The organism is Pseudomonas sp. GW823-FHT06E10, from assembly GCF_058794995.1.
The window spans coordinates 393,052-416,552 of the sequence record NZ_JBXAHJ010000005.1 but is presented as its reverse complement, the minus strand read 5'-3'; the positions used below and the strand labels follow the sequence as shown (position 1 = coordinate 416,552).

General features: G+C 59.6%; 24 protein-coding genes and 1 tRNA gene. 11 read left to right on the top strand and 14 right to left on the bottom strand.

Features of this window, described 5'->3' with window-relative positions:
* Positions 1-72: 72 nt before the first annotated feature.
* The 7 genes from AC1Q6Y_RS11510 to AC1Q6Y_RS11480 all read right to left on the bottom strand — a co-directional run bounded on the left by AC1Q6Y_RS11510 (position 73) and on the right by AC1Q6Y_RS11480 (position 6,485).
* On the bottom strand, positions 73-789 hold the full coding sequence (locus AC1Q6Y_RS11510; RefSeq protein WP_492624583.1) for a TSUP family transporter: 717 nt from the start codon (positions 787-789) through the stop codon (positions 73-75).
* A gap of 72 nt (positions 790-861) precedes the next feature.
* The gene (locus AC1Q6Y_RS11505) at positions 862-1,848 is read right to left on the bottom strand and encodes a hypothetical protein (protein WP_492624582.1); all 987 of its coding nucleotides are present in this window, start codon (positions 1,846-1,848) and stop codon (positions 862-864) included.
* Positions 1,849-2,258: 410 nt separating this feature from the next.
* A tRNA-Phe gene (locus AC1Q6Y_RS11500) sits at positions 2,259-2,334 on the bottom strand.
* 103 nt (positions 2,335-2,437) lie between these two features.
* The gene (locus tag AC1Q6Y_RS11495) at positions 2,438-2,710 is read right to left on the bottom strand and encodes an oxidative damage protection protein (protein ID WP_007989188.1); all 273 of its coding nucleotides are present in this window, start codon (positions 2,708-2,710) and stop codon (positions 2,438-2,440) included.
* A complete protein-coding gene (gene mutY, locus AC1Q6Y_RS11490) occupies positions 2,707-3,774 on the bottom strand; it encodes an A/G-specific adenine glycosylase (protein ID WP_057712416.1) in 1,068 nt (355 codons plus the stop codon). The genes AC1Q6Y_RS11495 and mutY overlap by 4 nt, the downstream gene beginning before the upstream one ends.
* Positions 3,771-6,002 carry an AsmA family protein gene (locus AC1Q6Y_RS11485; RefSeq protein WP_489339587.1) on the bottom strand — a complete coding sequence of 744 codons (2,232 nt, stop codon included), beginning with the start codon at positions 6,000-6,002 and terminating at the stop codon, positions 3,771-3,773. The genes mutY and AC1Q6Y_RS11485 overlap by 4 nt, the downstream gene beginning before the upstream one ends.
* 78 nt (positions 6,003-6,080) lie before the next feature.
* Complete coding sequence (locus AC1Q6Y_RS11480; RefSeq protein ID WP_057712414.1) at positions 6,081-6,485, bottom strand: acetyl-CoA sensor PanZ family protein; 405 nt, start codon at positions 6,483-6,485, stop codon at positions 6,081-6,083.
* Positions 6,486-6,714: 229 nt separating this feature from the next.
* Between AC1Q6Y_RS11480 and AC1Q6Y_RS11475 the strand changes: the two genes are divergently transcribed.
* The 7 genes from AC1Q6Y_RS11475 to AC1Q6Y_RS11445 all read left to right on the top strand — a co-directional run bounded on the left by AC1Q6Y_RS11475 (position 6,715) and on the right by AC1Q6Y_RS11445 (position 12,529).
* Positions 6,715-8,379 carry an OFA family MFS transporter gene (locus AC1Q6Y_RS11475; protein WP_429521807.1) on the top strand — a complete coding sequence of 555 codons (1,665 nt, stop codon included), beginning with the start codon at positions 6,715-6,717 and terminating at the stop codon, positions 8,377-8,379.
* Positions 8,380-8,645: 266 nt separating this feature from the next.
* The gene (hisB, locus tag AC1Q6Y_RS11470; protein ID WP_003218037.1) at positions 8,646-9,239 is read left to right on the top strand and encodes an imidazoleglycerol-phosphate dehydratase HisB; all 594 of its coding nucleotides are present in this window, start codon (positions 8,646-8,648) and stop codon (positions 9,237-9,239) included.
* Positions 9,239-9,877, top strand: coding sequence for an imidazole glycerol phosphate synthase subunit HisH (hisH, locus tag AC1Q6Y_RS11465; protein WP_057712412.1), 639 nt, complete (start codon positions 9,239-9,241; stop codon positions 9,875-9,877). Before hisB ends, hisH begins: the two co-directional genes overlap by 1 nt.
* Positions 9,878-10,135, top strand: coding sequence for a DUF2164 domain-containing protein (locus AC1Q6Y_RS11460; RefSeq protein WP_007989200.1), 258 nt, complete (start codon positions 9,878-9,880; stop codon positions 10,133-10,135).
* A 42-nt stretch (positions 10,136-10,177) separates the two neighbouring features.
* The gene (gene hisA, locus AC1Q6Y_RS11455; RefSeq protein ID WP_027617356.1) at positions 10,178-10,915 is read left to right on the top strand and encodes a 1-(5-phosphoribosyl)-5-[(5-phosphoribosylamino)methylideneamino]imidazole-4-carboxamide isomerase; all 738 of its coding nucleotides are present in this window, start codon (positions 10,178-10,180) and stop codon (positions 10,913-10,915) included.
* 9 nt (positions 10,916-10,924) lie between these two features.
* Complete coding sequence (gene hisF, locus AC1Q6Y_RS11450) at positions 10,925-11,695, top strand: imidazole glycerol phosphate synthase subunit HisF (protein ID WP_007972752.1); 771 nt, start codon at positions 10,925-10,927, stop codon at positions 11,693-11,695.
* Between the two features lie 78 nt (positions 11,696-11,773).
* The gene (locus tag AC1Q6Y_RS11445) at positions 11,774-12,529 is read left to right on the top strand and encodes a substrate-binding periplasmic protein (RefSeq protein ID WP_090452595.1); all 756 of its coding nucleotides are present in this window, start codon (positions 11,774-11,776) and stop codon (positions 12,527-12,529) included.
* Positions 12,530-12,677: 148 nt separating this feature from the next.
* Here the strand turns inward: AC1Q6Y_RS11445 and AC1Q6Y_RS11440 are convergent, their stop codons facing one another.
* The 4 genes from AC1Q6Y_RS11440 to gpmI form a co-directional block, all read right to left on the bottom strand.
* Positions 12,678-13,454 carry a divergent polysaccharide deacetylase family protein gene (locus AC1Q6Y_RS11440; RefSeq protein ID WP_492624581.1) on the bottom strand — a complete coding sequence of 259 codons (777 nt, stop codon included), beginning with the start codon at positions 13,452-13,454 and terminating at the stop codon, positions 12,678-12,680.
* Position 13,455: 1 nt separating this feature from the next.
* Positions 13,456-14,775: a S41 family peptidase gene (locus AC1Q6Y_RS11435; RefSeq protein ID WP_057712409.1), complete on the bottom strand. Its 1,320-nt coding sequence runs from the start codon at positions 14,773-14,775 to the stop codon at positions 13,456-13,458.
* Positions 14,776-14,809: 34 nt separating this feature from the next.
* Positions 14,810-16,105 (bottom strand): murein hydrolase activator EnvC family protein, encoded by a 1,296-nt coding sequence (locus AC1Q6Y_RS11430; RefSeq protein WP_492624580.1) that lies wholly within the window; start codon positions 16,103-16,105, stop codon positions 14,810-14,812.
* Between the two features lie 253 nt (positions 16,106-16,358).
* Entirely contained in the window at positions 16,359-17,888 is a 1,530-nt protein-coding gene (gene gpmI, locus AC1Q6Y_RS11425; protein WP_090452598.1) for a 2,3-bisphosphoglycerate-independent phosphoglycerate mutase, read from the bottom strand.
* A gap of 153 nt (positions 17,889-18,041) precedes the next feature.
* Here gpmI and AC1Q6Y_RS11420 point away from each other — a divergent pair, with 153 nt between their 5' ends.
* From AC1Q6Y_RS11420 to secB, 3 genes are read left to right on the top strand one after another with little or no spacing between them, the layout of a single operon-like run.
* On the top strand, positions 18,042-18,455 hold the full coding sequence (locus AC1Q6Y_RS11420; protein WP_008047735.1) for a rhodanese-like domain-containing protein: 414 nt from the start codon (positions 18,042-18,044) through the stop codon (positions 18,453-18,455).
* 1 nt (position 18,456) lies between these two features.
* Positions 18,457-18,711, top strand: a complete 255-nt coding sequence (gene grxC, locus AC1Q6Y_RS11415) for a glutaredoxin 3 (protein ID WP_008047737.1) — start codon at positions 18,457-18,459, stop codon at positions 18,709-18,711.
* Positions 18,712-18,767: 56 nt separating this feature from the next.
* On the top strand, positions 18,768-19,253 hold the full coding sequence (gene secB / locus AC1Q6Y_RS11410; RefSeq protein ID WP_057397192.1) for a protein-export chaperone SecB: 486 nt from the start codon (positions 18,768-18,770) through the stop codon (positions 19,251-19,253).
* Positions 19,254-19,369: 116 nt separating this feature from the next.
* Here secB and trmL read toward each other — a convergent pair whose 3' ends face one another.
* Complete coding sequence (gene trmL / locus AC1Q6Y_RS11405; RefSeq protein WP_090452600.1) at positions 19,370-19,825, bottom strand: tRNA (uridine(34)/cytosine(34)/5-carboxymethylaminomethyluridine(34)-2'-O)-methyltransferase TrmL; 456 nt, start codon at positions 19,823-19,825, stop codon at positions 19,370-19,372.
* On the opposite strand from trmL, the gene AC1Q6Y_RS11400 reads away from it, so the two are divergent.
* On the top strand, positions 19,824-20,264 hold the full coding sequence (locus AC1Q6Y_RS11400; RefSeq protein WP_407515077.1) for a hypothetical protein: 441 nt from the start codon (positions 19,824-19,826) through the stop codon (positions 20,262-20,264). The two genes, trmL and AC1Q6Y_RS11400, sit on opposite strands and share 2 nt — an antisense overlap.
* Before the next feature lie 535 nt (positions 20,265-20,799).
* Here the strand turns inward: AC1Q6Y_RS11400 and ntrC are convergent.
* Positions 20,800-22,236 (bottom strand): nitrogen regulation protein NR(I), encoded by a 1,437-nt coding sequence (ntrC, locus tag AC1Q6Y_RS11395; protein WP_492624579.1) that lies wholly within the window; start codon positions 22,234-22,236, stop codon positions 20,800-20,802.
* Positions 22,233-23,318, bottom strand: a complete 1,086-nt coding sequence (gene glnL, locus AC1Q6Y_RS11390; RefSeq protein ID WP_057712404.1) for a nitrogen regulation protein NR(II) — start codon at positions 23,316-23,318, stop codon at positions 22,233-22,235. The genes ntrC and glnL overlap by 4 nt, the downstream gene beginning before the upstream one ends.
* Between the last annotated feature and the right edge of the window lie 183 nt (positions 23,319-23,501).

Genomic DNA, 23,501 nt, shown 5'->3' with positions numbered 1-23,501 from the left:
CAATTCAACGGCGGGCTGGCGCCAGCTCGCGCCGAAGAAAAACTTAACGTCGTGTCCGGGATTAGTTGACCACTACAAGCAGACCACGATCAACATGGGTTTGATCAACCGTGGTCCGACCCGGACAGCGGCCCGTGCACCCAATTGAGCGCCGATGAAGGCCGCCAAAGCCATGGCTATGGCGATCGGCCAGATAATCACACCTTTAGTGATAAAGACCGACAGAGAGCCGAGATTACATGAGGCGTTGGCAAGCTTGGTAAAGCTCATGGCCCGCATCATGCCCAAGCCGCAGAGCAGTACAAATCCGACAATAAAGAAAGAGCCCACACCGGGGCCGAATATACCGTCGTAAAAACCCAGGATCGGCGCAACGCTAAACGAAAAAAACAGAACACTGATTCTCTTGCGTCGATCTTCATTGGCCAGCTTTGGAGAGAGCGCAAAATAGATGGCTACCAGAATCAGCATGATAGGCACGCACACTTCCAGATAGCGCTTATCAATAGTGCTGACCAACAAGGCGCCACTGGCGCCGCCAACAAATCCGCAGATAACCAGGAAACGGCCTTCGCGCCACTCGATTATTCCTTTGCGAGCAAAGGTTACCGTTGCTGAAACTGTTGCCGAAGCGGCCTGGAACTTGTTCGTGGCAATTGCACTGATCGGATCTACACCTGCCAGGAACAATGCAGGCAAGGTGATCAAACCGCCACCACCGGCAATCGCATCAAAAAAACCGGCGAAAAAAGCGACGAGCGCCAACATGCCAATTACATCCCAAGACATTGCATTCTCTCTTTATGGTTATTGGCCGGTAATCACATGACTGGTCGTTCAACAGCTGGTGATATAAAAAAATCAGCCCTGCAGCACTAGCGGGTCTTCGGAAACAACGATGGGGCAAGAAAATTTTGAAAGTCCGAAAATACGAACCAAGACCCGTCTGTTGTCTTTGATGACATCGCGACAGTGCAGAGCCCGGATGTTATTGATGACCATGGACGATTCCTGGTTCAGCGTGTACTCGACCGGAGTTGCTTCACCCACACCTTGGCAAAGGGCAGTGTAAGCCGCTTTCACAAAGGTCGAGGCGTTGTCATTGACCGAAAAACGATACGTGTTAAAGCGGGCTGCGAACCCTGCCTTGTCGTCGAACTCCAGAATCGAAACGTTGCGGCCATCTTCCCCTTTGCCACTGACAAAGGAGTCACTACGAGTGAACTGGAAGTTATCCGTGGTCAGTGCGAGGCAGTTGGTGACGCCAATTTTTTCGAGTATGGGGGGTAGTGGAATGACTCGCGTAGGCTCCAGGCTCGGGTTCCACAAGGCGGATAGTATGAGCGACGATGGAGAGGGCGAGTGCCCGTCTTTCGCGTTCACGGCGCACCAGTAAGGCGCCTCTGTATGCGGGCCAAGCGCGAGGCCGGAATGGGAACTCAGTTCCTTGATGTCCGGCTCGGCAGGGATTCTTGTCAGCCCGCCGCCCTTGAAGTTGGCCACCAGTCGAACCAGTCTTCCTTCATTGTCCATGTCGTAGGCAAAGGCACTGTTACCCACCAGTTTCAACAAAATCTGATTACGGGCGGCCAGGCAAAGGACGTCGTTTTGGTTTTCCAGGGATGTCTGGTCTGGTAGTGCATCTGGAGGGATGGCGTCTGAGATTTTTTGCAGCCCTTCAAAGATCAACACGCAAACAAGGCCTTCGGAATAGGCATCCAGCAGTTCGCATTGGTCTTTCGAAAACAGGAACGTTAATTCGGTGGCTGCCAGAGAGGCTTTGGACCTGGCTCCTGGTGCTTGAGGCCCGCCGATGGCGGTCAGCTCTTTGGCCAACTTGTGCAGCAATGCTGACTGGTGGATATCAAAGCTGAAAGTCCTGATTTCTTGTTCAGTAAAAAACTCAGCAGTTTCGACGTCTGGTGAATCACCTCAGTCATTGTCTATATCCCTGTTGTGTATCTGCTCCCGGTTATGCGGCAGCTCCTCCCCCGATTCTGCTCAATTTCATTTTCAGCGTATGTCATCCATTTCCGTTAGAGCATACGGAGTGTTCCGACAGACCCGAGAGACTGCCAGGAAGGACCGATAACCAATGTCTGAAGCTTTCGGGACTTAGCCCCGGCAACCATTACGGGTACTGGCTGGCGTGGTAACAGGAGGTGGGAATTGTTGTTTCGAGGGTGACGGGATCGGTGCTTCATCAAATCCAAGGCATAAAAAAACCCTGAATCTTGCGATTCAGGGTTTTCGGTATTTGGTGCCCAGAGACGGAATCGAACCGCCGACACGGGGATTTTCAATCCCCTGCTCTACCGACTGAGCTATCTGGGCAACGGGGCGCATTAAACGGGTTTTTCAGGGGGTCGTCAAGCAAGTTTTCAAAAAAATTTTAATTATTACCGTCGCTTACGTTCCGACCCCCGATAAATCGGGGTTATTCCGACGGCGGCACGTAGCCTTCGGCCTTGGCGTAATCCTCGCCGGAGAAGTACTTGTCCATCTCGCCCTGAAGATATTTGCGATCTTCGGCGTTCATCATGTTCAGGCGTTTTTCGTTGATCAGCAGGGTCTGGTGCTTCTGCCAGTCGGCCCAGGCCTTTTGCGAGACGTGGTCAAAAATGTCCTGGCCTTTGGCGCCCGGGAAGGGAGCGCGCTCCAGGCCTGGCAATTCTTCTTTGTACTTGCGGCACATGATGGTGCGGGTCATGACGACTCTCCTGCGTTCAATACGGCGGCCGCGCGTTCGAGCAAGGTTTTGACCGGGGCGGCAAGGCCCAGGCGCGGCGGGGTGGCGAGGTTATACCAGAGCCAGTCAGCCTCGGCCACGTGATGGCCGCTCTCCTGGACCTGAACCAGCCAGGGTTCGATGGATAACTGAAAATGGCTGAAGGTGTGCACCAGGCTTGGCAATGCCTGTTGTGTGCCCAGTTCCAGCGAGTGCTGCGATGCCAGGTGCGGCAGGTCATCGAGGTCGTCGAGTTCCGGCAGGCTCCACAAACCGCCCCACAGGCCCGTGGACGGGCGACGGTAAAGCAGGATCGCGCCTTCGGCGTTGGCGAGCATCGGCATCAGCGTGCGCTTCTGCGGGATGGCTTTGCGCGGCTTGGGGATCGGGTAGCGGGTTTCCAGGCCGAGCATGTGCGCCTCGCAGCCCTTTTCCAGCGGGCACAGCAGGCAACTCGGTTTGCTGCGGGTGCAGAGCGTCGCCCCCAGGTCCATCATCGCTTGGGTGTAGGCGTTGACGCGGGTCTGCGGCGTAAAGCGCTCAGCGTTGGCCCAGAGCTGTTTGGCGACCTTTGGCTCGCCGGGGTAGCCCTCTTGCGCGGTAAAGCGCGCCAGCACCCGTTTGACGTTGCCATCGAGGATCGGCGCGCGCAGGCCCATGCTGATGCTGGCAATGGCGCCGGCGGTGGACAGGCCGATCCCCGGCAGATCAGTGAGTTTTTCCACGTCCCGGGGAAATTCGCCGCCGTACTGCTCGACGACGATCTTCGCGGTCTTCTGCAAATTGCGCGCACGGGTGTAGTAACCAAGGCCCGTCCACAGGTGCAGCACTTCGTCTTCCGGCGCGCACGCCAGCGCCTGGACCGTCGGCAACGAGGCCATGAAGCGGTCGAAGTAATTCAGCACGGTGCTGACCTGGGTCTGCTGCAACATGATTTCCGAGACCCACACCCGATACGGGTTGATGTCCTGCTGCCAGGGCAAATCGTGACGGCCGTGGCGGTCGAACCAGTCCAGCACCGCCGTTGAAAACTGCTCGGCTCTCATCGCTTGAACATTTCCTTGAGCGCGTCTTTCAGTTTCGGGTCGACTTTGTCGCCCCATTTCTCCTCGATTTTTTCGCTGATCCTGTCGCCAGCCTGTTTGGCCGCGACCTGGCCCATGCGGTCGTTATCCAAACGGCAAGCCTTGGCGCCCAGCTCCAGCGGGCCGCGGCAGCGCAGCGGCCACTCGATGCCGACAAACTTGTCGCCCACCTGGCAAGCAGGGTCCGGCATGGCGCTGGTATCGCCTTCGACGATGATGCCGACGCGGTAGTCCATGCCCAGCACTCGCAGATCGATGTCACCGTCACCGTTGACGGTCATGCCTGGGATGCGCACTTTCAGGTCCGGGTTGCTGGCTACGCCGTTACGCAAGGTCAGGTTGCCCTTGAGCTCCTGGAACGGTGTGTCCTTGCCCCGGGGCTCGCCGCTGAGGGTTTTGCGGTTGAGCGTGGCGATGCCTTTGCACAGCTGTTGCTCAAGGTTGGCGTTGAGCAGCACGCCATTGTTGATGATGAAACTGGCATTGCCGTTGAGGGTATCGATCAACGCTTTCTGGCTGTTGCCGCTACCGGTCAGGCTGCTGTTGAGCGTGACCAGGCCTTTGACGGGCGGGTTCTTGCCCTGGCTTTCGAGGATTTTTTCCGCCGGTACCCGGCTGATCTTCGTCTGCAGGTTCAGCGCCGGCACTGGCTGGCGCACATCGAGCGTGCCGGTGGTTTCGAAGTTGCCCTCGTACAGGTCGCCGCGCAGGTTGGCCAGTGTCAGCAGGCCACCCTGGCCGGTGGCCTTGAGCGCAGCGTTATGAATCGGCAATTTTTGCAGGGTCAACTGTCCGAAGGTCAGGTCGGCGTCCACATCGAGCTTGCTCAAGCGTTCCACGGGCAACAGGCGGTCGCTGCTCCAGGCGTCCTTGGTCGGCGCGGGTGGCAACGGAGTGCTGCCGGCGCCGGCCATGGCATCGGCTTCGGTGCTGGCGACTTCGGCCTGGCGCACTTGTGTCGCGCTATTGGCCTCGGCGGATTTCGGCGGCAGGTAGCGGTCGACGTTGAAGGTGTCGGCCTTGAGTGCTGCGCGCAGCGATTGCTTGGCGAAATCTTCGACGGCAATGCGACCGCTGAAGGTGCTGTCGTCGACTTTCAGGTTGATGTTGTCGAGCGCCAGGCTGGTGGGTGTTGCTGCCAGACGGCTGACCAGTTCGACCTTGCTCAGGCTGCCTTCGGCCATGGCGGGGAGTTTCTGGCCGATGCTATCGACGAATTTCGCCAGGTCGAACTGGGCGATCGAGATGCCGCCACTGACTTGTGGGGTCTTGTCGAGGTCGTTGACCTTCAGTTCACCCAGTGCCCGCAGCTGGTTGGCGGAGATCTTGATGCCGGTCCACTCAGCGACATTGGCGGCCTTGTCCAGCACCAGCTGGCCCTGGGCGGAGAACGTCATGGTCTTGCCTTGCAGCGGGTCGCCGGTCACTTCACCGGACAATTTCATGTCTTCGAGCTGATAGCGCTGCAGCGCGCGTGCGATACGCACCTCACCATTGAGCTCGGTTCGAACCCGCAATGCCGGCTGGTTGGCGGACAGGAAAGCCGTGAGCTTGAGCGGAATGTTGACGGAGTCGTGAACCGCACCGGTGCTCAACTGAATACTTTCGGCGCTGAAGCTCTTGCCGGTTCGTTCGTCGGTGTATTCAACCCGTGCGTTGTTCACGGTCAGGCTGTCGATGTCCAGGCGGATCGGCTGAGGCGGTTTTTCCGCCGCGACGCTGGCTTCGGGCGCCGGTTCGCCAGCGGCTGGCGGGGTGCTGATCGCGCCGGTGTTGGCCGGTGCCGGCAGCTTGCCGACGTCTTCCCAATTGCCGTGGCCGTCCTTGTCACGGTTCAGGCGCAGGTTCAGGCCCTCGACACGTACGTCGCTCATCTGCACTTCACGGCGCAGCAGCGGCAGTACGCGTACTGACAGGCCTAGCATCTGCAAGTCGGCAAACGGTTCGGTCGGTTTGACCATGGTCGCGACACTGGCGTCGTGCAGTTCCAGGCCCAGCCACGGGAACAGGCTCCAGCCGATATCGCCATTGAGCGTCAGCTCGATGTGGGCCTTGTCGCGGGCAATCTGGCGGATCTCGTCTTTGTAGTCGTTGGGATCGAAGAGGTGGGTCAGGGCAAAGCCCAGCGCCACAATGATCAGCAACAGCCCGAGAAGTACCAGACCCAGGATTTTGCCGAACGCTTTCATGGGCGAGTCCTTGTAATTAGTCGAATTCAAAATTTAGCCGAGGAGTATAGCGCCCCCGAACAGACGACCGGTCAGTGATCACGCCGGCAGCACATCCAGTGGCAGTTTCAGCTTGGCGGCCAGCGCCTGAGCCTCCAGATGCCCGGCAGGCGCCAGCAGGCGCAGGGGCATGCCCGATTGCGCGGCCATTTTCTGGGCTTCGGCAACCAGTCGCTCGGCAACACCACGGCGACGGGTAATTTTTCGAACACATATTTGGGACAAGTGCCAGGCGTCTTGGTGCCTTTGCAACCGGGCCGCGCCCAGCAGGCGATCGTTGAAGCGTCCGGCGATCAGTGTGCCGTCGCGCAAACAGTCTTCGATCAACTGCGCGGCCCCGGAAAAAGGGGCGAACAGCCAGTCCGGGGCGTCGCAGTAGATCTTCTGCAGATCCTGTCGATCCTGGGCAGTGGCTTGGTTCAGCGGCTCGACAATGATCGGCATGGTGATTCCTGTGAGGTCATGAAGCGATAGAGATCAGATGACGTACAAAAGGTGATGTCAGTTTGGTTTTTCTGTCACTTGCAAATGGTAACCTTTGCCCGTTCGTCCGTCCTTCTGCGACCTGTTGTCGCACAACAAGGTGCTCTACAAAAAACGGTCATGCCTGCGTGCATAAAGGCCGGGAGTGAGCTGTGGCTGGCGAACCATACAAATAATTGGGGGATACACAATGACCACGAGCATCACGGCGGACGGCTTCAGCGCCGACCAGCCTGCGTTCCTGTCCAAGGAGCGGATCATCGCCAAGCCCGGTTTCAACCGTTGGCTGGTGCCACCGGCCGCGTTGGCCATCCACTTGTGCATCGGCATGGCCTACGGTTTTTCGGTGTTCTGGTTGCCGCTGTCCAAGGCGCTGGGCATCTCCTCTCCAGTGGCCTGCGCACCGGACATGAGCTTTATCGCACAAGTTTTTTCGTCCCAGTGTGACTGGCCGATCTCGATGCTCGGCTGGATCTACACCCTGTTCTTCATCTTCCTGGGTTGCTCGGCCGCCATCTGGGGTGGCTGGCTGGAGCATGCCGGACCGCGCAAGGCCGGTGTCGTATCGGCACTGTGCTGGTGTGGCGGCCTGCTGATCTCGGCGCTGGGGGTGTATACCCACCAGATCTGGCTGATGTGGATCGGCTCCGGGGTCATTGGCGGTATCGGCCTGGGCCTGGGCTACATTTCGCCGGTGTCGACCCTGATCAAATGGTTCCCGGACAAGCGCGGAATGGCGACCGGCATGGCGATCATGGGCTTCGGCGGTGGCGCAATGGTCGGCGCCCCGCTGGCGGCGGCACTGATGGGGCATTTCGCCTCGCCAACCAGCGTCGGCGTCTGGCAGAGCTTCCTGGTGATGGCCGCGATCTACTTCGTGTTCATGATCGGTGGCGCACTGTCCTACCGCGTTCCGCCAACCGGCTGGAAGCCGGAAGGCTGGACGGCCCCGGCGAAAAAAGCCTCGAACGCGATGATCACTCATCGTCATGTTCACGTGAATGTGGCCTGGAAGACGCCGCAGTTCCGTCTGGTGTGGCTGGTGCTGTGCCTGAACGTATCGGCTGGTATCGGCATCCTCGGCATGGCGTCGCCACTGTTGCAGGAAGTGTTCGCTGGCAAGTTGCTGGGCAATGACCTGGCGTTCGGCCAACTCGACGCTTCGCAACTGGCTTCGATCGCCGCCATCGCTGCCGGCTTCACCGGTTTGCTCAGCCTGTTCAACATCGGCGGGCGCTTCTTCTGGGCTTCGTTCTCGGATTACCTGGGCCGCAAAAACACTTACTTCGTGTTCTTCGCCCTGGGCTTTGCCCTGTACGGACTGATTCCGAACCTGGGTCATCTGGGCAGCATCGCGCTGTTCGTGGCGGCGTTCTGCATCATCCTGTCGATGTATGGCGGTGGCTTCGCGACTGTTCCGGCGTATCTGGCGGACCTGTTCGGTACGCAAATGGTCGGTGCGATTCACGGTCGTCTGCTGACGGCGTGGGCTGCTGCCGGTGTGCTCGGTCCGGTGCTGGTGAACTATCTGCGTGAATATCAACTGAGCATCGGCGTCGAGCGTGCGGCGGCTTACGACATCACCCTGTACATCCTCGCCGGCCTGCTGGTGCTGGGTTTCCTGTGCAACCTGCTGGTGCGTCCGGTGGCGGACAAGTACTTCATGACCGACGCCGAACTGGCCGCCGAACAGGCGCTGGGCCATGACAAAGGCGCCGACAGCAGCACCGTGCTGGAGTGGAAAGCCGCGCCGGGCACCAAACCGCTGGCGGTTGCGGCGTGGCTGGTGGTGGGCATTCCGCTGGCGTGGGGTGTCTGGGTGACCTTGCAGAAGACGGCGGTGCTGTTTCACTAACACCAGTTTCAACCCGAAACCTGTGGGAGCGAGCTTGCTCGCGATAGCGGTCTGACAGTCAGCAAAAATGTTGAATGTGATGGCCCTATCGCGAGCAAGCTCGCTCCCACATTTTTTTGTGGTGTGCCAAATGGCTTGTATGGACATGTACATCGCCGGCACCCCCGAATTCATTCCGTCAGCGATATCACCTCTCGTGTTTCTGTTTCGGCCCCGCACGCCTATAATGGCTGCCTTTTTCGCCCAATGATTTTGCGGAGCTGGTGATGGCCGAACGTAAGGCGTCTGTCGAGCGCGACACTCTGGAAACCCAGATCAAAGCCTCGATCAACCTCGATGGCACCGGAAAGGCCCGATTCGATATCGGTGTTCCTTTTCTTGAGCACATGCTGGACCAGATCGCCCGTCACGGGCTGATCGACCTGGATATTGTCAGCAAGGGCGACCTGCATATCGATGACCACCACACGGTGGAAGACGTCGGTATCACCCTCGGCCAGGCGTTTGCCAAAGCCATCGGCGACAAAAAAGGCATCCGTCGCTACGGCCACGCCTACGTGCCGCTCGATGAAGCGCTGTCGCGGGTTGTGATCGACTTCTCCGGCCGTCCAGGCCTGCAGATGCATGTTCCGTACACCCGCGCCACCGTCGGCGGCTTCGACGTTGACCTGTTCCAGGAATTCTTCCAGGGCTTCGTCAACCATGCATTGGTCAGCCTGCACATCGACAACCTGCGTGGCACCAACACCCACCACCAGATCGAAACCGTGTTCAAGGCTTTCGGCCGCGCTCTGCGCATGGCCGTCGAGCTCGATGACCGCATGGCCGGGCAAATGCCATCGACCAAGGGCGTCCTGTAATGCAGACAGTCGCGGTTATCGATTACGGCATGGGCAACCTGCACTCGGTGGCCAAGGCCCTCGAGCACGTCGGTGCCGGCAAGGTGCTGATCACCAGTGATGCCAACGTGATTCGCGAAGCCGACCGGGTGGTTTTCCCCGGCGTCGGCGCGATTCGCGATTGCATGGCGGAGATCCGTCGCCTCGGCTTCGATTCGCTGGTGCGTGAAGTCAGCCAGGACCGGCCGTTCCTTGGCATCTGCGTGGGCATGCAAGCCTTGCTCGACACCAGCGAAGAGAACGATGGTGTCGACTGCATCGGCCTGTTCCCGGGCGCGGTCAAGTTCTTCGGCAAAGACCTGCATGAAGACGGCGAACACCTGAAAGTCCCGCACATGGGCTGGAACGAAGTGAAGCAGAAGGTCAGTCACCCGCTGTGGCACGACATTCCGGACCTGGCGCGGTTCTACTTCGTGCACAGCTACTACATCGCTGCCGCCAACGCGCGGCAGGTGGTGGGTGGCGGTCACTACGGTGTCGATTTCGCCGCGGCGCTGGCCGAAGGTTCGCGTTTCGCCGTGCAGTTCCACCCGGAGAAAAGCCATACCCATGGCCTGCAGTTGCTGCAGAACTTCGCTGCGTGGGACGGTCGCTGGTAAATGGCCGTCAAGAAGAAGCCGCCGATTCTGACCCTCACTCCCGAACAGGAGAGCGAGGCCAATCGCAAGATCAAGCGTTTCATGGAAGACCGCTTTGAGCTCGACCTCGGTTCGTTCGAGGCGGCGGAGATTCTTGAGCTGTTTACCCGTGAAATTGCTCCGCACTATTACAACAGGGCGATTTTCGATGTGCAGGCGCACCTCAAAGAGAGGTTCGAAAGCATCGAAAGCGACCTGTGGGCGCTCGAGAAAAACTGATTTCCGAGCCAAGCTGAACATTCGAATTTGAAGGTTTGCCAGATGCTGATTATTCCCGCTATCGATCTTAAAGACGGTGCCTGTGTTCGTCTGCGCCAGGGCCGCATGGAAGATTCCACAGTGTTCTCCGATGACCCGGTGAGCATGGCAGCCAAGTGGGTGGAGGGCGGTTGCCGTCGTCTGCATCTGGTCGACCTGAACGGCGCCTTCGAAGGCCAGCCGGTCAACGGCGAAGTGGTCACCGCCATCGCCAAGCGTTATCCGAACCTGCCGATCCAGATCGGCGGCGGTATCCGTTCCCTGGAAACCATCGAGCACTACGTGAAAGCGGGCGTTAGCTACGTGATCATTGGCACCAAGGCCGTGAAAGATCCGGCCTTTGTTGCAGAAGCCTGCCGCGCGTTCCCGGGCAAAATCATCGTGGGTCTGGATGCCAAAGACGGTTTTGTCGCCACTGATGGCTGGGCTGAAATCAGCACCATCCAGGTGATCGACCTGGCCAAGCAGTTCGAAGCCGACGGCGTTTCTTCGATCGTTTATACCGACATCGCCAAAGACGGCATGATGCAGGGCTGCAACGTACCGTTCACCGCGGCACTGGCTGCTGCAACAAAGATCCCGGTGATCGCTTCCGGCGGCATCCACAACCTGGGTGACATCAAGACCCTGCTCGACGCCAAGGCGCCAGGCATCATCGGTGCGATCACAGGCCGCGCGATCTACGAAGGCACCCTCGATGTCGCTGAAGCGCAAGCTTTCTGCGATTCATACAAAGGCTGAGGACTGATCATGGCGCTGGCCAAACGCATCATCCCTTGCCTGGACGTGGACAACGGCCGGGTGGTCAAAGGTGTGAAATTCGAAAACATCCGCGACGCCGGTGACCCGGTGGAAATTGCTCGTCGCTACGACGAGCAGGGCGCCGACGAGATTACCTTTCTCGACATCACCGCCAGCGTCGATGGCCGCGACACCACGCTGCACACCGTCGAGCGCATGGCCAGCCAGGTGTTCATCCCGCTGACCGTGGGCGGCGGCGTGCGCACCGTGCAGGATATCCGCAACCTGCTCAATGCCGGCGCGGACAAGGTCTCGATAAACACCGCCGCAGTGTTCAACCCGGAATTTGTCGGCGAAGCCGCGCAGCATTTCGGTTCGCAATGCATCGTGGTGGCTATCGACGCGAAGAAGGTTTCCGGACCGGGCGAAACCCCGCGCTGGGAAATCTTCACCCATGGCGGTCGCAAACCAACCGGTCTCGACGCCGTTGAGTGGGCGAAGAAAATGGAAGGCCTGGGCGCCGGCGAAATCCTGCTGACCAGCATGGATCAGGACGGCATGAAAAACGGCTTTGACCTGGGCGTCACCCGCGCCATCAGTGATGCACTGGGCATTCCGGTGATCGCCTCCGGCGGTGTCGGTAACCTGCAACACCTGGCCGACGGCATTATCGAAGGCCACGCCAGCGCGGTACTGGCGGCGAGTATTTTCCACTTCGGCGAATACACCGTGCAGGAAGCCAAGGCCTATATGGCCCATCGCGGAATCGTGATGCGTTAAACAAACCGGTACAGGCCAGTGGACACCATGGCGTACCCAAGGCACTCTTGGGTACGCCATGGATTTCGGTAGCCAGACATGCTTAAACGCTTTCTTCTCGTCCTTGCCAGCGCTTCTCTGTTGTTGATCAATGGAGCAAACGCTAAAGACAGTCCCGATACCGACTTGGTGTTGCTGACGGAAAACTTCCCGCCGTACAACATGGCGAAGAACGGCAAGAACTTCGCTCAGGACGAGAACATCGATGGCATCGCCACCGATATCGTCCGCGAGATATTCAAGCGCGCCGACATTACCTACAGCCTGACGCTGCGTTTCCCTTGGGAGCGAATCTACAAACTCACCCTGGAAAAACCCGGTTACGGCGTATTCGTCATGGCGCGCCTGCCCGATCGCGAAAAACTCTTCAAATGGGTCGGCCCGATTGGCCCGGACGACTGGATCATGCTGGCCAAGGCTGACAGTAAGATCACCCTCGAAACCTTGAATGACGCGCGCAAATACAAGATCGGCGCCTACAAGGGCGACGCCATTGCCGAGACGCTGGCCAAGCAGGGACTCAATCCGATTGTTGTACTGCGCGACCAGGACAACGCGAAAAAACTGGTCAACGGGCAGATCGACCTGTGGGCCACTGGTGACCCGGCCGGGCGCTATCTGGCGCGCCAGGAAGGGGTTAACGGGTTGAAAACCGTATTGCGTTTCAACAGTGCCGAACTGTACCTGGCACTGAACAAGGACGTGCCGGACGAGACGGTTGCCAAGCTCCAGGCGGCGCTGGATCAGATGCGCAAGGAAGGTCGGGTGGACGAGATAATGGCGCAGTATCTGTAGGATTCAATACCAACCTGTTAGCCATGCCCGGACCACTGTGGGAGCGAGCTTGCTCGCGATGATGGTCTGCCAGTCGATAGAGATGTTGAATTTGATGGCGCCATCGCGAGCAAGCTCGCTCCCACGGTAGTTTTGTGGTGCCGCAGACTCAGCGGTACACCCCATCCTTGCCGTGCGCCGCCGTCGCCCGGTTTCCGCGCACGCTGATCATCTGCCGGATATCAATCCACTCGATCCCCTGAGCCTTGAGCTTGGGTAGTTCGCGTTCCAGTACCGCCAGCGTCTGTGGATACGGATGCCCGATCATCACCGCCGAACCCTGCTTGCGCGCGAGGCTGATCGCGGTTTGCAACTGGGTCAAAATCGCTGCTTCAGTACGCTCATCGTCGAGAAATACATCCCGTGAAACGCTCGCCAAACCGATCTTCTGCGCTTGGGCAGCGGCTACGGTCTGGGCGCTGGTGCGGCTGTCGACGAAGAACTTGTGCCGTCGCTGCAAGGCCGCCATCAGCCAGGCCATGGCCGTTGGTTGTGCGGTCATGCGGCTGCCCATGTGGTTGTTGATGCCGCTGGTGTACGGGACCATTTTGAACGCGGCGTTCAGGCGTTTTTCCAGCTCATCGACGGGCAGTTCGGGATGCCAGGCGAACGGTCCGGTGGCCGGATCCATGGGCATGTGCAGAATGACGATCTTGCCGGCGCGATGGGCTTCGCGGGCGAACTCGGTGGCGTGGGGTGTATCGGGCATGATCGCCGCAGTCACCGGGCCGGGCAGGGCCAGCACGCGGCGATCCCGGGGCAGGTTCTGCCCCAGGTCATCGATGATCAGGCTCAGGTAGGCTTTGTGGGGCGTCGATCCGGCGGGTTCTGCATGAACAACACCCGCCAGACAACACAGCAGACCGATCAGCAACCGCAGAAACATCTCAACGGCCGGACGTGATGCTCAGCCCTTTGAGCAGGCTCAGGGCCTGGGCCAGTTGGTAATCATCGTCCTGCGGCATCGGCTTGGCTTTGCCGCTGGAACCGGTCGGTTTGTCGACACCGCCGTTGCCGTTGCCCAGGTGACCCTGCAAGTCCGCTTCCTTGAAGTAATCGCTGTCCTGCTCGCTGGTGATCTTGGCCTTGCGCACTTCGATGTCCGGGACGATGCCCTGGGCCTGGATGGAGCGGCCGTTCGGCGTGTAGTACAACGCTGTGGTGATCTTCAGTGCGCGTTCATTGTTCAGCGGCAGCACGGTTTGCACCGAGCCCTTGCCGAAACTGGTGGTGCCCATCAGCACGGCGCGTTTCTGGTCCTGCAGGGCGCCGGCGACAATTTCCGAAGCCGAGGCGCTGCCGCCGTTGATCAACACGACCATTGGCACGGCTTCGCTTTCGTCCTTGCCGGTGGCAGAGAAACGCAGCTCGGAGTTGGCGATACGGCCCTTGGTGTAAACGATCAGACCCTTGGTGATGAAGTGGTCGACCACTTCCACCGCCGCCTGCAACACCCCGCCCGGGTTGTTGCGCAGGTCGAGAATGATGCCCTTGAGCTTCTTGCCGTTGTCTTTGCGCAGCTTGGCCAGGGCTTTGGAAACCTCTTCACCGGTCTTGACCTGGAACTGGGTGATGCGGATGTAGCCGTAGCCCGATTCCAGCAACTGGCTCTTCACGCTCTTGACCTGGATGACGGCGCGGGTCAGGGTCACGTCGAACGGCGTGCCGCCATCGCGCACCAGAGTCAGGGTGATTTTCTGGCCGATCTTGCCGCGCATCTTGTCCACGGCTTCGGTCATGCTCTGGCCGCGAGTCGGCTGGCCGTCGATCTTGACGATGAAGTCGCCGGCCTGAATGCCGGCCTTGGAGGCCGGAGTGTCGTCAATCGGCGACACCACCTTGATGAAGCCGTCTTCGGCGCCGACTTCAATGCCCAGGCCACCGAATTCACCGCTGGTGCTTTCCTGCAGCTCGGCGAAATCTTCAGGGCCCAGGTAGGCGGAATGCGGATCGAGGTTGCTGAGCATGCCCTTGATGGCGTTTTCCAGCAGGGTCTTGTCGTCCACCGGTTCGACATAAGCGGCCTTGATCCGGTCCATCACCTCGGCAAAGGTGCGCAACTCATCCAGCGGCAGCGGCGCCTTGGTGGTCGCGGCAGTGCCCGCAGGCGCAACCACCGGCGCTGGTTGAGCGGCAAACGCCAGAGGCGCGCCGATCACCAGGGCGATCGTCAGGGCCAGCGAGGTAAGGCGGGACAAATGCAGCATGTCGAACGAACTCCTAATGTAGGTGACTCTACGCCTATCCTTGCGCGTGGCACCATTGCGCAGGGTCACTCGGGTGACCCTGCTGACGAATTGCGAAATACAGCGCTGGTGTGTCCTGCCCGCCACTGCTACCGACAGTGGAAATAGGCTCACCGGCTTTTACAACGTCACCGGCAGACTTGAGCAGCGTCTGGTTGTGACCGTACAGACTCAAATAACCATTGCCGTGGTCGAGGATCACCAGCAGCCCGGCGCCGCGCAACCAGTCGGCGAACACCACGCGACCACCGTGTACGGCACGCACCGCACTGCCGGCAGACGCGCCGATCATCACGCCATCCCACTTGGTCCGGGCATCGTCGCCTCGGCTTTCACCGTAGCGCGCCAGCAGTCGACCATCGACAGGCCAGGGAAGTTTGCCGCGGGTTGACGCAAACGGACCGCCAAAGGTTTCGCCGGAACTGGAAACCAGTGCGCCAGGTGTCGATCTGACCGGTTTGCGTGGGGCATCGTCGCTGGCATCTGCCTGCGCCTGGGCCTCACGTAAACGCTTTTTTTCGGCTTCCTGCTGGGCAATCAGCGCTTTTTGTCGCGCTTCTTCTGCCTCACGGGCCTGGCGTGCCAGAGTTTCTTCAATGGTTTTAAGGACTTTAGACAGGTCTGCCTGATCCTGCTCGCGCGCCGCCAGCTTCTGATCGCGGGCCTTTACGTCGTCATTGAGCTTGGCCAGGACTTGCTGACGCTCCTTGCGGACTTTCTCGAGCTCATCACGCTGGGTGTCGAGGCTGCTTTGCTGCACCAGCAGTTGCGCCTGCTGCATGGCGATGTCTTTCTCGACATTGGACAGTTGGCGCAGGGTTTCGTTGAAACTCTTCAACTGCTCCAGGCGAGCCTGGCTCAGGTAGTCGTAATAGGTGAGGGTACGGGCAAATCTTTCAGGATTCTGCTGGTTGAGCAGCAGCTTGAGGTATTCCTGGCGACCGTTCTGGTAGGCCGCCCGGGCCTGAATGGCGATCAGTCGTTGCTGTTCAATGCGCGCGCTCTGGAGTTTTTTTTTCTCTGCATCGAGTCGCTGCAGCTCGGCTTCGCTTTTCTTCAGCTCTTTTTGCAGGGCTTCGACCTGCTTCTCGAGCTTGCCCATTTCGGTTTCGGTGCCCTTGAGCTCTTTCTGCACACCGGACTTTTCTTCCTGCAGCTTGCCCAGCAGCTTCTTCAGCTCGGCAATGTCCTGACGCGTGGCGTCCAACTGTTGTTGGGTATCTGCGCGCTCGTCAGCAAAGGCCGGTTGGAGCAGGCATGTCAGAGCTAGGGCTATCAGGACGCGAAGCATAGGGGCAGGCGGCACCAGGGAAAGGGACGGCCTAGTATGCCCGCCATGGGCAGCAAAAAAAATGCCCATTTCTGACTGTGTGATGACTGGAGCGAGCGACAGACTGAATTCCATTTCGAAAACTCCATAAACCATTGTGGGAGCGAGCTTGCTCGCGATGGCGTCCGATCATTCAACATAGATGTTGGCTGTCAGATTGCTATCGCGAGCAAGCTCGCTCCCACAGGGTTTTTCAGTGTTCGGGATATCCCGGTTACACCAGAATCGAAGTCCCGGTCATTTCCTTGGGTTGCTCAAGGCCCAGCAACTTCAGCATGGTCGGCGCCACGTCCGCCAGCACGCCGCCTTCGCGCACCTTCAGGTCGCGCTTGCCGACATAGATGAACGGTACCGGCTCGGTGGTGTGCGCAGTGTGCGCCTGGCCGGTGGTTTCATCGGACATTTGCTCGACGTTGCCATGGTCAGCGGTGATCAAGGCTTCGCCGCCGACTTTTTCCAAGGCATCGACGATGCGACCCACGCACAGGTCCAGGCATTCAACGGCCTTGACCGCCGCTTCGAACACGCCGCTGTGGCCAACCATGTCGCCGTTGGCGTAGTTGACCACGATCACGTCGTAACGCTGGTTTTCGATGGCGTCGACGATGCGGTCGGTGACTTCCGGTGCGCTCATTTCCGGCTGCAAGTCATAGGTGGCGACTTTTGGCGACGGAATCAGGATGCGTTCTTCGCCCGGGAACGGTTCTTCGCGGCCGCCGGAGAAGAAGAAGGTCACGTGGGCATATTTTTCGGTTTCGGCGATGCGCAGTTGGGTCTTGCCGTTTTTCGCCAGGTAATCGCCCAGTACGTTTTCCAGGCTGCCGGCCGCGAAAGCCGACGGCGCAGGAATGCTGGCGGCGTATTGGGTCAGCATGACGAAACCGGCCAGTTTCGGCTGGCGGGCACGCTCGAACTCACTGAAGTCGTCTTCGACGAACACGCGGGTCAGCTCGCGGGCACGGTCGGCGCGGAAGTTCATGAACACCACGGCATCACCGTCTTCGACTTTTACCGGCTCACCGATGGAGGTGGCCTTGACGAATTCGTCGCTCTCGCCACGCTCGTATGCCGCCTGCAGGCCTTCCTGAGCGGTGGCGGCGTTGAATTCGCCCTGGCCATCGACAATCAGGTTGTAGGCCTGGGACACGCGGTCCCAACGGTTGTCGCGGTCCATGGCGTAGTAGCGGCCGATGATGCTGGCGATCCGGCCTTTGCCCAAAGCCTGGAAGGTTGCGTCGAGCAGTTCGATCGACGACTGCGCGCTTTTCGGCGGAGTATCGCGGCCATCGAGGAAAGCGTGCAGGTAGATGTTTTGAGCGCCGCGCTTGAAGGCCAGTTCGGCCATGGCAACCAGGTGATCCTGGTGGCTGTGTACGCCGCCATCGGACAGCAGGCCCATGAAGTGCACGGCTTTGCCGGCGGCGACCGCTTTGTCCACGGCAGCGCAGATGGTCGGATTCTCGAAGAACTCGCCGTCGCGGATCGATTTGGTGACGCGAGTGAAGTCCTGATACACCACGCGGCCTGCACCCAGGTTCATGTGGCCGACTTCGGAGTTGCCCATCTGGCCGTCCGGCAGGCCGACGTCCATGCCGCTGCCCGAGATCAGGCCGTTCGGCACGGTGGCCCACAGGCGGTCCAGTACGGGCTTCTTCGCGGCGAAGATAGCGTTGGATTCAGGGCTGTCACTGTGACCGAAGCCGTCGAGAATCATCAGGACCAAAGGTTTAGGCGTGGTAGTCATGGAATCCACTCGTGGCTGAGATAAAAAGGAGCAATGGAAAAGGGAGTGGCAGTTTAAAGCGAAGTTCCGGCCGCGTCACCGCCGGACGGGGTTTGGCCCACCATAGTGGCTGTGTATACTGGCCGACATTTTAACGCCCTGGAACCTCCTTCGATGGTTGCTAACCTGATTCAATTTGCCACTAACCACTACATTCTCGTCGGTATCTTCGTCGTACTGCTGGCGTTGCTGATTGCCTATCAAATGCAGGGTGGCGGCCGTAGCCTGAGCACCGGCGAACTGACCGGGCTGGTCAACAAGGACGCAGGTGTAGTGATCGACATTCGCCCGACCAAGGATTTCGCCGCCGGTCACATTGTCGGCGCGCTGAACATCCCTCAGGACAAACTGACCGCTCGTGTAGGTGAGCTGGAAAAGCACAAGGCCAAGACCATCATCCTGGTCGACGCCATGGGCCAGACCGCCGGCACCCACGCCCGCGAATTGATGAAATCCGGCTTCACCGCCGCCAAGCTGTCCGGCGGTATCTCCAGCTGGAAAGCCGACAATCTGCCGCTGGTGAAGTGATATGAGTAGCGTCGTCGTCTATTCCAGCGATTACTGCCCTTACTGCTCGCGAGCCAAGTATCTGCTCGAGAACAAAGGTGTGGCCTTCGAAGAGATCAAGGTCGATGGCAAGCCGCAGGTGCGCGCTGCGATGGCCCAGAAGGCCGGGCGTACGTCCGTGCCGCAAATCTGGATCGGCAGCACCCACGTGGGCGGTTGTGATGATCTGTTCGCCCTGGAGCGTGCCGGCAAGCTCGACGCGCTGCTCAGGGCCTGACGGCAATACCCCAAACAAGCAAACCTAAAAGAACCCTGGATCAAGAAGGATCTGCGATGACTGACCAACAGAACACTGCTGCGAACGAAGAAGAAACTGCACCGCAATTCTCCTTGCAGCGCATTTATGTGCGTGACCTGTCCTTCGAAGCTCCGAAAAGCCCGGCGATCTTCCGCCAGCAGTGGGAGCCGAGCGTCGCTCTGGATCTGAACACCCGTCAGAAGACGCTGGAAGCCGACTTCCACGAAGTCGTGCTGACCCTGTCGGTTACCGTGAAAAACGGTGACGAAGTGGCGTTCATCGCTGAAGTGCAACAGGCCGGGATCTTCCTGATCAAGAACCTGGATGACGCTTCGATGAGCCACACTCTGGGTGCGTTCTGCCCGAACATCCTGTTCCCGTACGCTCGCGAAACCCTGGATAGCCTGGTGACCCGCGGTTCGTTCCCGGCACTGATGCTGGCTCCGGTGAACTTCGATGCGCTGTACGCGCAAGAGCTGCAACGCATGCAGGCTGCTGGCGAGACTCCGACCGTTCAGTAAAAGCGTTTCAATACTGTGGGAGCGAGCTTGCTCGCGATGAGGTCACCAGCTTCAACATCAATGTTGACTGATGCACCGCCATCGCGAGCAAGCTCGCTCCCACATTTTTTTGGGGGTTACTTGAAGTCGTTCTGACGCCAGGCTTCGTAAACGGCCACCGCCACGGTATTGGACAGATTCAGGCTGCGGCAGCCCTCGCGCATCGGCAGGCGCAGGCGTTGCTCGCCGGGCAGGGCATCCAGCACTTCGGCGGGCAAGCCACGGCTTTCCGGGCCGAACAGGAATGCGTCGCCCGGGGCGAAGCTGGCATCGTGGAACGGCCGCGAACCCTTGGTGGTGAAGGCGAACAGTCGTGGATGGCCGAGGCTCTCCAGGCAGCTGGCAAGGTCCGCGTGGCGTTGCAGGGTGGCATACTCGTGGTAATCGAGGCCGGCCCGGCGCAGGCGCTTGTCGTCCATCTCGAAGCCCAGCGGTTCGATCAAATGCAGGTGGCAGCCACTGTTGGCGCACAGCCTGATAACGTTGCCGGTATTCGGCGGAATTTCTGGTTGGAAAAGGATGACGTGAAACATGCACGGCTCCGAAGGCAAAGATGACGCGCATTCTACGCCGCAAGCAGGCGTGCGTTCGAAACTATTCCTGCGGGTAATGGGCTCGCTGGCGATTGTCGGGGTGATGGTCGGGATGATGATCGGTCGCCTGACCACGCCGGACCCCAGTCAGTTGCAGCAGGTGGAAGTGACGAACGACGGGCTGGTGGTGTGGTTCAACAATGAACCCAAGACCCACGGCGAAATTGTGGACGGCAGTGTCGCGCTGCTGTTTGGCGCCGAGGGCAAGGCGCAGAAAGGTCAGCTCAAGCTCGGCGGCAAGGACGTGAACTGGCGGGTACGTTTGAGCGATGGGGGGTTGTTGCTGACACTGGTAGCGGCCCGGCCCCTGCGGGGCGAATGGGTCGGTAGCGAGGTTGATGACCGCTGGCGGCTGGAGATCCATCTCCGGGAGCAATAAAAGAGGGAATCCCCGGCCTGCCTGTACCAAGGTTCCCGAAACGGGAGGCTCGTCGCGAGTGCGGTGTGAGCCTGGTGTAAAGAAGGAACCCCTGACCTGCCTGTATCAAGGGCCCCAAAACGGCTGGGCTCGTCGCGGGTGCGGTGTGAGCCCGATGTAAAGAGGGGAATCCCCGGCCTGCCTGTACCAAGGTCCCCGAAACCGGGTAGGTGAACTGATTCACTTGAAAGGGTTATTGCAGGGGGCGTGCCAGGTTTTAACAATGCGAAACAGAAAATATTTAAAAACGCCGAAAGCCCCGTATTACGGGGCTTTCGTGTTTTTTCGATAGGGGTTCGATTGTGAATGCAGGCAGGGTTTCGGATCGGTTACTGTGCGCGATAGCGGTTCACGGTGCCTTCTGGCGGTGCACTGGGCTTTAAATGTGGGAGCGGGCTTGCTCGCGAAGGCGGTGTATCAGTCAAAATTGAAGTCGACTGACACATCGCATTCGCGAGCAAGCCCGCTCCCACAGGATCGTGTGCTCAGTGATTACTTAGACCTCATCCCCCTCATCTTCATCCCCGCCATCAACCTTCATCCCCAATTCCTTGATCTTGCGAGTCAGGGTGTTGCGTCCCCAACCCAGCAAGACGGCGGCATCGCGGCGGCGACCAGCGGTATGCTTGAGGGCGGTCTCGATCATGATCCGCTCGAAGGCCGGTACGGCGCTGTCGAGCAGGCTTGACTGACCACGGGCCAGCGCCTGGTCGGCCCACTGGCGCAGGGCCTGTTCCCAGTTGGTCACGGGCGCCGAGTCCTGAGGCAGGCTCAGCAGCTCCGGCGGCAGGTCGCCGATGTGCACTTCGCGACCCGAAGCCATCACCGTGATCCAGCGGCAGGTGTTCTCCAGCTGACGCACGTTGCCGGGCCACGGCAAGTTCTTCAGGTATTCCTCGGTTTCGCTTTTCAGCAGCTTCGGCTCGACTGCCAGTTCCTGGGCAGCGCGGCCGAGGAAGTGCTTGGCCAGGGTCGGGATATCTTCGCGGCGATCCGACAGGCGCGGGATATGGATGCGGATCACGTTGAGGCGATGGAACAAGTCCTCACGGAATTTCCCGGCATGCACCAGGGTTTCCAGATTCTGGTGAGTCGCGGCGATGATGCGCACATCGACCTTCACCGGCACGTGACCGCCGACGCGGTAGAACTCGCCGTCGGCCAGTACCCGTAGCAAGCGGGTCTGGGTGTCAGCGGGCATGTCACCGATTTCGTCGAGGAACAGCGTACCGCCGTCGGCTTGCTCGAAACGCCCGCGACGCAGGTTGGCCGCGCCCGTGAACGCGCCTTTCTCGTGGCCGAACAGTTCGGATTCCATCAGGTCTTTGGGGATCGCCGCCATGTTCAGCGCAATGAACGGCGAAGCGGCGCGCGGGCTGTGGCGATGCAGCGCGTGGGCCACCAGTTCTTTACCGGTACCCGATTCACCATTGATCAGCACGGTGATGTTGGAGTGGCTCAAGCGTCCGATGGCGCGAAACACTTCCTGCATCGCCGGCGCTTCGCCGATGATTTCCGGGGTGCGGGTCAGGGTCGGGGCAACTTCCAGGCCTTGTTGTTCCTGAGCGTGCTGGTTGGCGCGCTTGACCAGGGAAACCGCCTCGTCGACATCGAACGGCTTGGGCAGGTACTCGAAGGCGCCGCCCTGATAGGACGCGACAGCGCTGTCCAGATCGGAGTGCGCGGTCATGATGATCACTGGCAGCCGTGGGTGCTGTTCGCGAATCCGCGCCAGAAGCTCCAGACCGCTGGCGCCGGGCATGCGGATGTCGGAAATGATCACGTCCGGCTGCTGGCGCGCCAGACGGCTCATCACGCCATCGGCGCTGTCGAAGCTTTGCGTGGTCATGCCTTCCTGTTGCAAGGCTTTTTCCAGGACCCAACGGATAGAACGGTCGTCATCGACGATCCACACGGTTTCACTACGGCTCATGTCGATGTGGCTCCTTGTTCCAGTGGCAGAAAGATCGAGAAGGTGGTGTGGCCGGGGTGGCTGTCACATTCGATCAGGCCCTGGTGCTGGCTGATGATGTTCTGGGTAATGGCCAGGCCCAACCCGGTACCGTCCGGGCGGCCGCTGACCATGGGGAAGAAAATGGTTTCCTGAAGTTCTGCCGGGATGCCCGGACCGTTGTCGATGATTTCGATCTTGGTCACCAGACGATGGCGCACGTGGCCGATGGTGAACTGGCGCATGGCGCGGGTGCGCAGGCTGATACGCCCCAGGCGCAGTTCGTTCTGGCTGCTGATGGCCTGCATCGCATTGCGCACGATGTTCAGCACGGCCTGAATCATTTGTTCGCGATCGATCAGGACGTCGGGGATGCTTGGATCGTAGTCGCGCACCAAGGTGATGCAACCCTGGCTTTCAGCCTCCACCAGATGGCAGACACGCTCAAGCACTTCATGGACATTGCACATGGCCAGCGACGGCAGTTTGTTGGAGCCGAGCATGCGATCCACCAGGTTACGCAGGCGGTCGGCTTCTTCGATGATGACGTTGGTGTAGTCGCGCAGGCTTTCTTCCGGCAGTTCCCGGGCCAGCAATTGTGCCGCGCCGCGAATCCCGCCCAAGGGGTTCTTGATTTCATGGGCAAGGCCGCGCACCAGCATCTTGCTGGTTTCCTGTTTCGACAGTTGTGCTTCTTCTTTGGTGATCCGCAGCAGGCGGTCACGGGGGTGGACTTCGAGCAGCAGCATCGTGTCGCCGTTGCTCAGAATCGGTGTTACCGCGTAGTCGACGGTCAGGGTCTGGCCGGTGAGGGCGGTGAGCATGGCTTCGCGCTTGGTGAACGGGTGCGCCTGCTCGACGGCCTGGCGCAACGAGTTCAGCGCTTCGGTCGATTCGGTAAACAACTCACTGATGAACTGCCCATGGCTGCGCTGACCGCTGATGGCCAGCAGCATTTCCGCCGCCGGGTTCATGTACTCGAGGCGCAGTTCGGCGTCGAGCAGGATGGTGGCGGTGGTGAGGTTATCGAGTAGCAAACGGTGGAGTGCGTCGCTAATGGTCATCGGGACCTCTTTTAGGGCAGAGCGTGCGTAAAAAAATGCTGATACGGGCAAAATGCAAAAACCAAACCAAGGCTCCGAAAAGAAGCGTTCAGCGCCTGAAACAGGCGTTTGACGCTCGTTTACGTGGCGTTCTGCCAGCTATCGCGGGTACTTTCGAACCAAAATGGGTTGGAGTGTGAGTAC